The sequence below is a fragment of the Ktedonobacter sp. SOSP1-52 genome, assembly GCF_016587395.1.
Genome location: NZ_BNJH01000002.1, coordinates 35294 through 48507 on the forward strand (window position 1 = coordinate 35294; position 13214 = coordinate 48507).

Annotated in this window: 9 protein-coding genes and 1 pseudogene; 4 read left to right on the top strand and 6 right to left on the bottom strand. The window is 53.7% G+C overall.

From position 1 onward, the window contains the following. Positions 1 to 338 precede the first annotated feature (338 nt). The 4 genes from JMJ16_RS15810 to JMJ16_RS15825 all read right to left on the bottom strand — a co-directional run bounded on the left by JMJ16_RS15810 (position 339) and on the right by JMJ16_RS15825 (position 4950). Positions 339 to 1160 carry an IS6 family transposase gene (locus tag JMJ16_RS15810; RefSeq protein WP_201382981.1) on the bottom strand — a complete coding sequence of 274 codons (822 nt, stop codon included), beginning with the start codon at positions 1158 to 1160 and terminating at the stop codon, positions 339 to 341. A gap of 789 nt (positions 1161 to 1949) precedes the next feature. Then, positions 1950 to 2945 (bottom strand): hypothetical protein, encoded by a 996-nt coding sequence (locus tag JMJ16_RS15815; RefSeq protein WP_201382983.1) that lies wholly within the window; start codon positions 2943 to 2945, stop codon positions 1950 to 1952. Positions 2946 to 2960: 15 nt separating this feature from the next. Next, positions 2961 to 3329 (bottom strand): hypothetical protein, encoded by a 369-nt coding sequence (locus tag JMJ16_RS15820; RefSeq protein ID WP_201382985.1) that lies wholly within the window; start codon positions 3327 to 3329, stop codon positions 2961 to 2963. Between the two features lie 502 nt (positions 3330 to 3831). Then, positions 3832 to 4950 (bottom strand): integrase core domain-containing protein, encoded by a 1119-nt coding sequence (locus JMJ16_RS15825; protein ID WP_201382986.1) that lies wholly within the window; start codon positions 4948 to 4950, stop codon positions 3832 to 3834. 126 nt (positions 4951 to 5076) lie between these two features. Between JMJ16_RS15825 and JMJ16_RS15830 the strand changes: the two are divergent. The 3 genes and pseudogenes from JMJ16_RS15830 to JMJ16_RS15840 form a co-directional block, all read left to right on the top strand. After that, a pseudogene (locus tag JMJ16_RS15830) lies at positions 5077 to 5313 on the top strand (IS6 family transposase); the annotation flags it as partial. A 213-nt stretch (positions 5314 to 5526) separates the two neighbouring features. Continuing rightward, positions 5527 to 5907, top strand: coding sequence for a hypothetical protein (locus JMJ16_RS15835; protein ID WP_201386202.1), 381 nt, complete (start codon positions 5527 to 5529; stop codon positions 5905 to 5907). Positions 5908 to 5909: 2 nt separating this feature from the next. Further along, the gene (locus JMJ16_RS15840) at positions 5910 to 9629 is read left to right on the top strand and encodes a DUF4132 domain-containing protein (RefSeq protein WP_201382987.1); all 3720 of its coding nucleotides are present in this window, start codon (positions 5910 to 5912) and stop codon (positions 9627 to 9629) included. A 178-nt stretch (positions 9630 to 9807) separates the two neighbouring features. Here the strand turns inward: JMJ16_RS15840 and JMJ16_RS15845 are convergent, their stop codons facing one another. Together JMJ16_RS15845 and JMJ16_RS15850 are read right to left on the bottom strand one after the other, a co-directional pair. Beyond that, positions 9808 to 11232: an IS110 family transposase gene (locus JMJ16_RS15845; protein WP_201382988.1), complete on the bottom strand. Its 1425-nt coding sequence runs from the start codon at positions 11230 to 11232 to the stop codon at positions 9808 to 9810. A gap of 311 nt (positions 11233 to 11543) precedes the next feature. Then, a complete protein-coding gene (locus tag JMJ16_RS15850) occupies positions 11544 to 11816 on the bottom strand; it encodes a hypothetical protein (protein WP_201382989.1) in 273 nt (90 codons plus the stop codon). 37 nt (positions 11817 to 11853) lie between these two features. On the opposite strand from JMJ16_RS15850, the gene JMJ16_RS15855 reads away from it, so the two are divergent. Beyond that, positions 11854 to 13104, top strand: coding sequence for an IS110 family transposase (locus JMJ16_RS15855; RefSeq protein ID WP_201382990.1), 1251 nt, complete (start codon positions 11854 to 11856; stop codon positions 13102 to 13104). Positions 13105 to 13214: the final 110 nt, after the last annotated feature.

The following is a 13214-nucleotide window of genomic DNA, read 5'->3' on the forward strand; positions in this document are numbered from 1 at the left end:
TTTCAACAATCTCTTCCATTCCTTCATTGCTCGTTTGCTGCAAGCTCGTTGCGTATCCCGTGGGGAGATCCACCTAGTAGGTTATTTACCACGTACTGAACAGCTTACCGCTGTTCTGACGCAGCATTCGCACGATAGAGTAGGCTACCGGACTTCCAATTGCTGCTGTATAAAAGCCAGTTTCTCGGGATTGCGGATGATCCAGATCTTATGCATCTGCTCGTTTCCAGTGAAGGTGAGCAGGAAAAAGAGATGCACATCTGCCCAGAGGTTCTGTCAGAACTGAAATAACCAAAGTCTACAGGAAAATAGACGTTCCTTCACCATGATCATGGGGCTTATGAAGCCACCCGCATCAGGAGTTGCAGAGCAGCAAATCTTTCACAGAACAACCGTCGTTGCTCAGGAAGGGACAGTACTTCTCCCATAGTGGGACGCATACGAAAGTAGTTACGTACTTCATCAAAAGCACGACAAAAACGTGCCGCTGATTCAAAATTCCCAAAGCCATGCATCGGATAGTACCGCTGTTTCACTCCTCGATGGTCTTGCTCCAACAGATTGTTAAGATATTTGTTTGTCCGATGCTGCACACCGTTCCCAAGGATCTCACGTACGGCTCGTGGGTAGGAAGCATGCCCATCCGTTATCACGCGCTCTGGGGCATGACCAACGACGGAGAGAGCCTGTTTGAAAAAGCGCTGAGCAGCTTCCATATCGCGTTTCTCGCTAAGGCGTGAGTCCACGAGGTTGCCATCAGCATCAATGGCGCGATAGAGGTAGCACCACTTTCCATGCACTTTGATGTATGCCTCATCCACATACCAGGATTTCCCAGCTTGTCCTCGTCGTTTTGTCCGCAGTTGGTCTGTCACCAGGGACGCAAACCGGGCTTCCCAGTCCCGAACGGTTTCATGGGTGAACACAATGCTCCGCTCCATGAACATCTCAGCCAAGTCACGCAAGCTCAATTTGTAGCGTAAACGCCAAAGGACGACCAGCAGAACCACATCAGTGGGATATTCTAGGAAATTGAACGGCGTTCCAGTACGCTCGTTGAAGCGATGCTTGCAAGCAGAGCAACGGAACACGCGATAGCCGAGTGTGGTCTTCTGGGTTTGTTCTTTGGCAGTGGCTGAGGCGCAATGTGGGCAGTTCATGAAACACTCCTTCTCAGATACGTTGTTCTCCTCAGCATACCTTGCAAACGGTCGCCAAGCAAGCCTTGCTCTGAATTCTGACAGAACCCTTGCTCTTACCCTCCTGCATTATGGCTCACTCAGGTCCCCCCGTCTTCCAATTACCATTCACTATAGTGATGAAATTGCGTACTTAGCCCTTAAGGGGATCAAACCGAAAGCACTTGAAGGCAACATCCCTTTTTGGCTCTAAGTGAGGGTCGCTTGCGCCAGGTGCGGGAGAAATCTCATATTGAGGTAGAGAACCTGGAGCTGGCATTGCGCAGTCGCCAGATATCTTTCTTCCATTACCTATTCTTCGGCTTCAATTGGTTCGTCAACAAGGAGCGCCTCATGAACTTCAGCGAGGCACTCCTTTTTCTTGATGAGATATGTGTCCGGCATTTTTACTCCCCATTTTCCCGTGAAGAATTGTGGAGGCAGTGCGAGCGATCCATCGACAATTCCTTTCCATCACTTCCACCCTCATGCAAAGACAGCTCTTCCTTCTCTTGCTCTCTTTTCCTCCCCAGGATTGCATATCGAGGCATTCTATGATACAGTAACTATGAAAAGAGGCATTCGCCCAACGCACGAATGCCTGCCCCAGGCGTCAAAGAAGCAGGCGCCATTCTTCAAGGGGACAGTTATATAGACCCTCAAAAATACACGGGCAGCGAGAGAAACGGATTACTCCCTTCTCTCGCCAGCCCCGCACCATCTACGGCTGATCATCATACAACTGATCATGTCGAGCATCCCTTTTGCTCTTCACCCTTCTCCTTCTTGCCTCGAAAGACTGCCGTGAAAACATGCTTGCCTATGCCCCCGCCCCACATGCTCTGTGAGATCAGCAATCACCTTTGGGCTACTGGCCCACCGTAAAATATGCTCCTCATGCTCAAATAAGCGGTCGCGGAACAACACGCCACAGGGCCGTCGTTTCCCATACTTTTGGAAGAGCGGCCGCGATAAGGCGGCTTGGACACTCGCTCCATTGAGATCAGAAGCTACCACACACAACGCGACGTCTCGCCTGGGCAGTAAGAGCGAGAGATCATAAAGATGCAGCAAGGACAGCGTCATCTCTTCAGGGGTCTGCGCGATGCGATAGGCTGCCACCAGTTCCGTTTTGCGCACCCACAACAGATCTATTTCTCCCAGTTCGTGCTGTCCCATCAGCAACGTCACCTGTGGCAAGGACTCCAGGCTCAAATCACCCAGGCGCTCATCGTGCCACATCTGGGCACGGTCCATCGGAGCCATCCAGACATCACAGCCCACTTTGTGCCCCAGTTTGGCTAACAACCATTGCAGATGGATACGCGAGGACAGGCGACCTTCACTCACACACCGGTCTCCACCTCGCTGCCACACACACGTTGGGGAGGACAGTTCATGCTTCTCATGGCATCTAAAGCACTCGTCCCACGATGCTCCTTGTTGCTGGTTCCCTTCCCTTTGCTCATCCAGCCAGCAACAGAACTGTTCCGCCTCCCATGACGAAAGGTTCAACGCCTGCATCAAAGCCAGAAACCGCTCACGCAGCAGAAAATAGGTGTCAATGGAGGTGCTCTCCGCTTTCCTCTCGGCTTCCTCCGCGACGAGCACACGACGCACCGGGCCCGAGAACAGGGGCCAGCGCTCCGGAGCCTGAATATGCCACCACGCACTCAGAAAAAACGGCATGCGCCCTGGCTGCAGTTGCTGTCGCGTCGCCTGCCGACTCACAATCCATCCCTCTAACCAATGCATCAGCGAGGACATCCGCTGACGCCCCTCCTAGTCCTCATCCGGCGTTGCTTTCCCCACGGGCAATATGGCGCGGAACAGCGTAGCGAGACGTTCTTGCTGCAGAGCATGTTTGACCAAGGTATGCAGCACCAGTCCCTCGACCCCACGAGGCCCAAAGAGACTCCACGCCTCGTGGATCTGGTGTTGAAAGCGATTGTTAAATGCCTGTAGGCTCAGCTCCTCGTCCAGAAAGTGCCGGAGCAAGGATCGCATCGCCTGCTCAGCAGCGCGTCGCTCTGCCAGGCAATTCTGCTGCTGCTCTCTCCAGTGATGATCTCGTTGATAGACCTCATAGCGGTGTTTCCACCCATCCATTTGACCCCAGCTCCACGCGTTCGTCGGTCTCTTTCTTGTCATACCACTCCTCTTCCCTTTCCACTCCTATACTCTGTACCTGGGCGCTTCGCTTGTCTCTGCTCATAAAAAAAGAACGCTTCTCGTCAAGAGACACATCCCGCCCTCTTCACTTGAGCAGGTCCCGCCTGTTTTTCACGCAGTATAGCATACAATGAACCTTTTTTAAATGGTTCAACTCTGTCCCATTTAAGGCGCTTCAACTCAAACCATTTTTCAGAAATAGCTTCTCTCCACTACACTAGGCTCATGCATGATGACTTTCCTTCCCTTCCAGTGTGCTGGCTATTTAGCATATCCGTTCCAAAATCTCTGACTCATGCCAAGAAACGAGAGGCAGAAAAAGCACGGAAAGGGTTTATCTCAAGTGGATACACTCCATCGTCAGCACGCCAGACCTCTGCGATGAGGCAAGAGGACGTGTTCTCTTTGCTCAATGAGGCAAAGGGTCAGACTGCACAGAAACACATTCGTACATCTTCTCTTTTCTCTGGTTTTTGGCTATTTAGGCGGCCCTCCGGTAGTCATGGTGTAACCCACCCAATATGGGAATGGCGATCACCCGGTTTGGGGGCTTCAGAAGAGAAGCAGACGGAACCGATGGCACCGGAATGCGTTGCCCCAGCCCTTGATGGGGTCGAGCCTGGTTGAAGTAGACCGTATAGGCATTGAGGAGCCGATGGAGTTGCTTCTCATGGAAGATCAGGGAATGATCCAAGCATTCTCGCCTCACACTTCCCAGAAAGCGTTCACACACAGCATTGGCACGCGGCGTTCGGTATGGTGTGCGAAGCACCTTGATCCCACTCGTTGCGGCCACGCGAGCAAAATTCGGCCCGAATTTGCGATCATTATCCCTGATCAGATACTTGGGTGTTTGCCCATACGGAGTCGCTTCGCGCAGTTGTTGCGCGACCCAGGGATCGGTCGGCGATCGCGTCACGTTCACATGGATCACCTGGCGCGACTGGAGTTCGATGATGAAAAAAGCAAAAAGTGGGCGGAAGAAGAGATCAGTCACCTGTAAGAAATCACAGGCCCACACGCCTGCCGCGTGATTGCGCAAGAACGTTTTCCAACTCTGCCCATTCGGTCGTCTCCGGCGAACGGGCCTCATATATTTCTGGATGGTTCGTTTGCTCACGCGAATATCCAACTTGAGCAGTTCTCCCCGAATACGCTCCGCTCCCCAAAGTCGATTCTTCGCTGCCATTTCCTTGATCAAGCAGATCGTCTCAGGTGAGAGCTTCGACGTTCTCGCGCATGCCTTCGTTTTGCGCTTCCAGAACAGACGGAAGAGCTCACGATGCCAGCGCAGGAGCGTCTCTGGCTGGACCAGGAAGAGTGCCTGTTTCCAGGTTCGGGCCATCCTGGCAAGAAGTACCAGGAGAAGCCGGTCCGTCTTCCGGTAGGTCGGTCGCTTGACCTGTCGACGGAGAATGATCAGTTGCTGCCGTAAGAGCGCATTTTCCGCCAGCAGTTCCAATTTCCCTTTGGTCAGATCGGCAAGCGTACCGGGCACAAGGGAGGTTGCCGATGGTTTGACCCAACAGAGAACGCGTTCGAGAAATGTTTGGAAGTTGAAAGACATGCATCGTTTGACCGAGGAAAATACCCACCACACAAATAGAACCTCTTCTTTGTAAAAATGGCATATGGTTGGAGTGCATACACAGAATGGGCAGTGTTGATTGTACACGCATCTCACATGCTTGGCAAGAAAGCTCATTCCATTGTCCATAACAGGCTGATTTCCCGAACAGATGTCCCAAGTAGCCAGCACAGTCATTTCGAGACCGAGATCATTTTGCTCTGTGTGCGCTGGTATCTCAGAGACGATTTAAGCTATCGCGACCTGGAAGAGATGTTGTTGGAGCGAGGTTTGCACGTCGACCACACCACCATCTTCCGTTGGGTCCAGCGCTATGCGCCAGAGTTGGAGAAGCGCTGTCGCCCTCATCTCGCGGCCACCAATGACTCCTGGCGAGAAGAACGACGAAACTCCATTCTTTGTGTTCCTCTTTGTTTTTTTGCAACACAACCGCTCAAAGCATACCGCAGGTACCAGCGAACGCAGAGCAGAATGATCTCGGCGACGCCCCCAATGCTGAAACGGATAGTACCTCTGTTGCTTTTCTTTCCATCTTCTGTCAGAAAGGTGAGAATACCAAAGAGACGAAGATCAAAAGAGGAGGTATTGATGCCAACCATTACACTTCAGGACGCCTCGCTACAGGGTCAGCAACAGTCACCCTGGCAGATGGATATATTCGAGGAACAGAGCACGCTGCGCGAAATTCTGCGGAGCCGGATCTATCAAGAAGTGAGCGAATATAACGCGCAAAAACGTAGCCAGTCGCTCTGTCTGATCACTCCCAGGCCTGTTGAACCCCAACAGGCTGATGCGGCCCCACCTGTAGACTGGCAAATCCATTATGAGCAGGCCATAGCGGCGTTTATGAAAAAACGCTATCTTGTGTTGATCAATGGGCGACAGATGACGAAACTTGATGCATCCATTCATCTCACCAATCAGACGACCATTACATTTTTGAAATTAATTCCCCTTATTGGAGGATAACGATGTCAATAAGCGAGCAAGAGCAGCGGCTGCCGATCCTGGCGCCCTTGCTCAACCGTATCGGCAGTAGCGCCAATCAGCCTCAAGCAGAGGATGCGCAGGCCGTGTTTGCTGCCTACCGTCAGGAAATGGGAGATTTCACACAACCTTCGTACCAGGACTGGGACCATCCTGCCCTTGATCTGCTCCTGCAAGAGACAAATAACCAGTTAAAAGTGCAACTGGTGCGCGTGACCCTGCAAGAAATCGACCTGACGTTTGAAAGTGCAGACTGGGAGGATACTCCCTTCCGGCAGGCAATGCAGCTACTGAAGAGAGTGGGGAGAGAACCCCTCACGTATAGCAGTGACGACGTGCGGGGGCTGCTCCAGGATATCCTGAAGCTTCTTTCTAGAGAAGGGTACAAAGGTCATCATCATGCAAATGCAACCAATGAACTTGTGTTCGATCTGCTGTTGCGCCTGGAACCGTTGCTCAGACAGCAAGAGTTTTTTGCGCGATGTCAGAAGGAATTGACCTCTTTGCATGCTCTGGCAGCACACTGGGGCGGTTATTATCCCTATCAGGAGGCCTATCGCGCTCGCATGATGCTGGGCAATCTGTTGTTTGCCGATAATCCGCCCGGTCTGGCCTCGCTTTTGCGTGCATATGGCAGAGGCGAGGGACCATCTCTGCAAGAGCAGGCCCAAATCTGTCTGGCGACCTATCATCAGGAACTGGACACCTATAATAATACCTCATTGCATCCGGTGACAGAAATGCTGCTTCAGGAGGCCTATCCACGTTTAAAGGTGCAACTTATCCAGGAGACTTTGCAGGAGGCCTATGCCTGGTATGAGCCTTCTCAGCAGATGTCTCTCCCCTTTTTTCAGGCCGTTTGCTTGTTAGATGTTCTCTGCACCTCGGATTTGCCGTATGACCATGAAGATGTGCGTGCTATCCTTGGCTCCTTGAGTCGTATCCTCCTGCTGCACGGAGGATATCATAAGTTTAAAGGGTATTACAGGGGATCGAAAGGGTATTACAGGGGATCGGACGAACATACGCTGTATACTCTCTTCAAAGCCGTGACTTCCCGGTTCACGTCGGCAGAACTGCTGGCCCTGTTTGAGAAAGAAATCAGCCAGCTCTATGAAGCTGTTTCCCAATGTGGGTGGTCCAGGCCCTCCGATTGGGAAAATATGATACGGCTTGAGTTACGGCGTGCGCTTTTTCCTGGGAGCGCAGGGCCATTGCTGGATGTGTTGCAGGCTGCTCCCGCCCCATTTGAGAGTGAGCGTGAACTTCAGATGGTCCTTGCTGCCTATCATCAGGATCTGGCCTGTGGTACGCCTGGAGAGATCGAGCCTGCGGTCCTCAAGCTCCTCAAGCAGAAACTGACGCCGCAGGCAACGATACGGCTACTCTCTCTCCTGATCCAGGAAGCATACAATCGCCAGACAATGCCTGATGCCTCCCAACAATCTCACCGGGATGAACAGGCACATTTGCTCTTCAGGACGCTGTGCAAAAAAACGTTGCCCTTCAGCCCAGAGGATATTCATACCATGTTGCAGGGTATGATAACGAGCACGCTCTTCACTAACGGGAACCGGCTCTGGCGCATCTCCCCTCTGCTGATCGATGTTTTTGCTTTCTACTTTGATCAGCCCGAAGTGGTTGAGACCTGTTATCCTGATCTGGAAGCCATCCGCAAGCTGCTTGAAGCAGAGGAACAACCCATTGGCGACGCCGCTCATGATCGTCGATTTCGGCTGACGTTGCAGAGCCTGCTTTTGAAGCGCGACTACCCGTTCGACTCTCCACTCCTTCCTGACGCGTGGGCGCTGCCGATTCTCGCGGAACTCAAGGCTCTCTCGACCGAGGAGCGTGATCACTGGCTGGCGCTTTTACACCACTGTGTACGAGCCACCTCTGTCGCTCCTACCACCCGCTGGCAACAGGAGGCGCAAGGTCTGGTTGCGGCCCTGGAGAGCGCTACCTTCACCAACACTCTCTATCGCTGGATCAGCTTCTTCACGCACACAAAAGGGGAACGCATGGATGGGAACAACTCGGATATTCTGCGTGGACTCCTCTGGCTCTCCATCGGGAGTAGTGACCGCGCTCAGGCCGCGCTGCTGGCCGATGTGGCAATCGAAGGCTATCACAAAATGCCAGGAGTGGGACCACGCTGCCCCAAGGCGGGGGATGCGGCGGTCATCAGCCTGGAAGGGATGCGAGGGCGGGATGCTATCGCGCAGCTAGAACGCGTCCGCCGGGCGGTCAAACAGGCTTCCTATCAGCAAAGAATCGGGAAAGCGCTTGACGCCGTGGCGCAACGCGAACAGATGACGCGCCTGGATCTGGAAGAGTTAATGATCCCCACATTCGAGCTTGAAGATGCCCAACTCCACATCGCAGTGGAGAACTGGAACGCCCATCTCACGGTGAGCGGGAGAGGAGTGCAACAGCGCTGGTTGGACCCCGCAGGAGAGCCGCAAAAGAACCTGCCAGCGGCGATGAAGCGCACCGCAAAAGAGCAACTGACGGCCCTGACCCGGCTAGTCAAGGATATCGAGCACCTGGTGACCGATCAGCGCACTCGCTTGGAGCGCCTGTTTCTCCATGAGCGGCACTGGACCCTGCAAGACTGGCGTGAGCGCTACCTGGAGCATCCCCTGCTCAGTGTGCTGGCCCGTCATCTGATCTGGCAGGTCAGCAACGGCTCACAGAGCTGGCAGATGATCTGGTATCAAGGAGCGCTGGTTGATCCTGACACGCAGCCGGTGGCGCTCCCAGAGGAGGCGGTGGTCTCGCTCTGGCACCCCCTGATGAGTACGCGCGAGGAGGTTCAGCGCTGGTGCGTCTGGCTGGAAACGCAGCGCATCACGCAACCATTCAAGCAGGCGCACCGCGAAATCTACCCGCTCACGGATGCGGAACGGGTCAGCGGCGATCACTCACGACGTTTTGCTGGACACTACATTCGTCAACATCAACTCAATGCCCTGGCGCGGGCGCGTGGCTGGACCTTTTCCTTGCACAGCAACTTCCAAGGGTCCATCAGCGATGATCCGGTGAGGCTGGACCTGCCGCATCTGGGTATACGAGCAGAATTTGAGGTCAACATGGTGGAGGGGGAGTTCGAGATCCCTCGCTGCCTCATCACCTCGCAGGTCCGTTTTTGGCGACTGGGGACGGAAAACCCCGATGGCTATGGCATGCAACGCCAGCCGCTGGAACAGGTGCCACCGCTGGTCTTTTCTGAGGTGATGCGCGACATTGATCTGTTTGTCAGCGTGACCAGCCTGGGGGCTGACCCCAATGGCTACAACGGCGCTGAAGAGGGAGCGCTGCAAGACTACTGGCGGCTCTACAATCAAGACGAACTCTCGCTCTCCGCGCAGGGAAGGAAACAGATTCTGGAGCGGCTGGTCCCAATGCTGGAGATTGGGGAACGCTGTACTTTTGAGGAGCGGTATCTCCGTGTCCGAGGGGATCTCTGCACCTATCGTATTCATCTGGGATCGGGCAACATTATGATGGAACCAGGGGATCAATACCTCTGCATTGTGTATGATACAAAGGTACGCGAGGCGACCGAGGGTCAGTTCTTCCTACCCTTTGAGGGGGATATGCTCCTGGCGCTCATTCTTTCCAAAGCCCTGCTGCTGGCAGACGATACACATATCAAGGATAAATCCATTCTCAGTCAGATTCATTCCAGGCGACGGAACTGAAAGCACATCACAGAGGAGCCATACACTGCGCCGGTCCACGTGTCAGGCGGTTTCCAGCGGGTCGGCACAGTGTACGGCGTTTCTCTCTTTGTGCAAAATACGAGAAGAAGCGCCGAGAATCGTTGGAGTCAGCACTCTCTGCCCACGCTGAGGGTGAGCTAAGATCAGACTTATGAAATTACTCTGATGAAATTGGCGGCAAGAGGGTGATCACTGCTGGGTGTGGGGAAGATTTGAGCGGTTGATAATGACCCTCTCGATGACGGCGATGCAGCTCTGGATCATATAAGGTCGGAGCAGGAGGGTCCTGACCGTTGGGAACTTTACTCAAGACCTCTGCATCCAGCTTGAGAAGAGCATACATCGTCTCAATCATTTGACCTGCGACCCGGCCAAAGACGCGGAGGCGACCAACCCGCACCCCGCGTCGCTCATCGTAGGGATATTTTGCCTGGACGAGGCGCTCATAGAGCTGGGCCCATTGGCTGTCTTGTTTGATGACATGAGCCACCACCAAAAACATCATCTGTTTGATGGTTCGCAAACCTCCTCGCGTTTGGCCGGTCCAATCAAGCGTCTTGCCAGATTGGGCGACGGTTGGTGCCCAGCCAAAGTACGATTTAAGTGATCCTGCATTAGGAAAATTCTCAATATTTCCAATCGTCGCCATGATCGTAGCAACCTGGATTGGGCCAATCCCCATCGAGGCAAGGATCTTTCCTTCGCGAGCCTGTTCCACAATCAATTTAATCTCATGTTCTAACTGCTCAATATGTTCCTGATGGAGACGAAGCTCTTTGATGAGCTGTGTCTGCTCTAACACCAGGCCACGCTGACGAATAAGATCCCTGACTCCGATGCTCCGAGCCGCCAAGTGCTGTAATTCCGCCAATTTGGCATCGCTGAGGACGTATGCTTTCCCCCGAATTTCGAGAAGAGAACCCATACTGGCGGTGGCGAGGGCAGCCGGGGTAGGGAATCGTTCCCGAAGCGTTAGCGCGGTTAGGCTATTGGGGTTTTTGAGCACTTTGGTCATTTCTGGGAACAATTCGTCACAAATTGCGATGAGCTTGTTCTTCCGTCGAGTTGCTTCGCCGACCAGTTCGTAGCGGTGACGGATCAGCCCTTTGAGCTGGGCAGCGGCAGGGGTTGCAGGGATGGTACGCCGCACGAGTTGCGTCTTATCGGCGAGCTGAATCCCCAAAGCCAACTGATTGTAGAGATGGTTTGCCAGACCAAGCGCATCGCGTTTATCCGTTTTCATCATCCCTTTGGGACGTTCCTGAACGTGCATGACATACACGGCAATATCGAACTCCTGTAAATATTGGAGTAAGGCTCGGTGATAGTGTCCTGTTTTTTCCATCAGAACCGTACAGTGCTCAAGCGGTGCAAGCGTCTGCATACGTTCAATTAGGATGCGGAAGCCTTCTCGCGAGTTCTCAAAGGCAAGAGCCGGACAGCCTTCAAAGCGTTGGTGACGCTGGAGAAGGGTCGAAGAGACGAAACCTGCTACATGTTTGCTTTTTCCTACGTCAATACCAACAAATACTGGCTCCTGCAAAAGTTGCGGAATAGCTTGAAGGGCAGATCGCTTGGTCATGGTTCCATCCTCTCACCGTGAAGGAACACGCACTACCAACCAGTATGTGGGTGGATAGGCAAGAAACCGTGGAGGCACTCTTCCCATCGACAGGCCAGGGATTCCGCTGCTGGTTCCCACAGACTTATCAGGGCTTTGTGATGCCTCCCCCACCGATCTTAAAGGGGTCTGTCCCCACCTAGCGAAAAGGAGTCTGCGGTTTCTCTCTTGAGGAAGCTACTCTCAAGTCGCCTACCCATTCTCAATGGTACCTGAGAGTTTATTCAAGAGCAAGGTGTTCGCCTGTCCTAGCGAAAATGGTAACTCATATACTAATTGTCAGGAGAGAAGAGAGAGGGCAAAAGTTCATCTCTTCTCGACGATGGAACCAACAGGAGAGCCTTTGTGGTAACATGCGGCCTGTTGACCCCAACGGTGACCGCCTTGAATAGACGGCTCCCTGTCTCCATCAGGACGGCAAACGACCATTGGGCTTGTTGCAGCGTCTCTCGCAGATGAGATGACTGCCGATCCAGCGTGAGTTCTCGCTTCTCCTGAAAGGGCAGGCTTCCTGTTGCGACCATCTGGGTGGATTTTGTCTGCATGCGAGAACCAACTCCATGAGAAAGGAGAAGGGCGATCATGTCCAAGAGCAACGTTGTCCCGACGCCGCCAGAACCAACATCTCTTCGGTATGTGGTTGGCATCGACATTGGCAGTCAAACCTGCGCCATGTGCTGTTTGACCCCCGAGAAACGGCAGGTTTTCAAACCAACCACCTTTGCTAATACGAGAGAGGGGTTTGACTGGCTCTTTGAGAAACTCGCGAGCCTCAAGAGCGATCCCTCTTCGATGCTCGTTGGATTGGAGGCGACCTCGCGCTACGCAGAAAACCTTTCGCAGGCCCTGCTCAAGGCTGGATACCGCCTGTGTCTGTTGCATCCAGCTCAGGTCCATGCCTTTGCGCAGCAGCGAGGCCTGCGTGCCAAAACGGATCAACTGGATGCAGGGACCATCGCACGCGTCTTGCTCAGCGGGGAAGCCCGCTTTGGCTACTTGCCTGATGAGCAGATTGGAACCTACCGCGAACTGCTTCGCTTGCAACAACAACTGAGCGAGGATGTAGTCCGCTACAAAAACGAGCTGCATGCGCTTCTGGTCGTGTTGTTCCCTGAGTTTGTGCAGGTGTTTGCCGACCCCACACGCCCCACCGCTCTGGCAGTCCTGAAGCGCTATCCCAGTGCCCAGGCAGTCGTGGGAGCTGGAATCGAGCCGCTGTCTCGTCTCTTGCATGAGTTGGCGCCTCACCATTATGGTCACCAGACGGCTCAAGCCCTTGTGGCATTGGCGCAGACCTCGATTGCCAGCGAGGTGGCGGTGATGGCACGCTCGAAAAGCCTCTCGATTGTATGTGATCAACTGGAGCATACGCTCCTCAATCTGGCTCAGCTTGAGCAAGAAATTGAGCAGTTGCTGAGCAACGATCCCCAGGCAAAACGCTTGCTCGCTGTTGCCGAGTTTGGACCACTGACCGTTGCGGTGCTGCGAGCCGAATTGGGGGACGTGCAGCGCTTTGCCCATATGGATCAAGTTGTGGCCTACGTTGGCTTGGATATCCAGGTCAAGCAGAGCGGGAAATGGAAAGGACAGCGCAAGCTCTCCAAACGGGGGAGCGGACGAGTTCGTCGCTTGCTCTACTTGGCTGCCTTGCGCTCGCTACATGAGAAACACTCTCCCTTCAAGGACTACTATCAGCGTCTCGTGGATCATGGCCTGAAAAAAGGGACAGCTTTGGTTGCCGTGATGCGAAAAATGATTATCGTAGTTGTTCACCTGCTCAAGACGCAAGATCTCTACGATGCGAACAAGGTTGGCATCCAATGGGTGAGCTAGCCGCGCGGCTAGCTCACCCATTGGATGCGCCCCCCACCCCAAGGGAACGCGGTGGGGTTGCACCTGGAAAGCTTCCAGGCGCTAGGAGGAGATTGTGTCTTTTTTCCAAA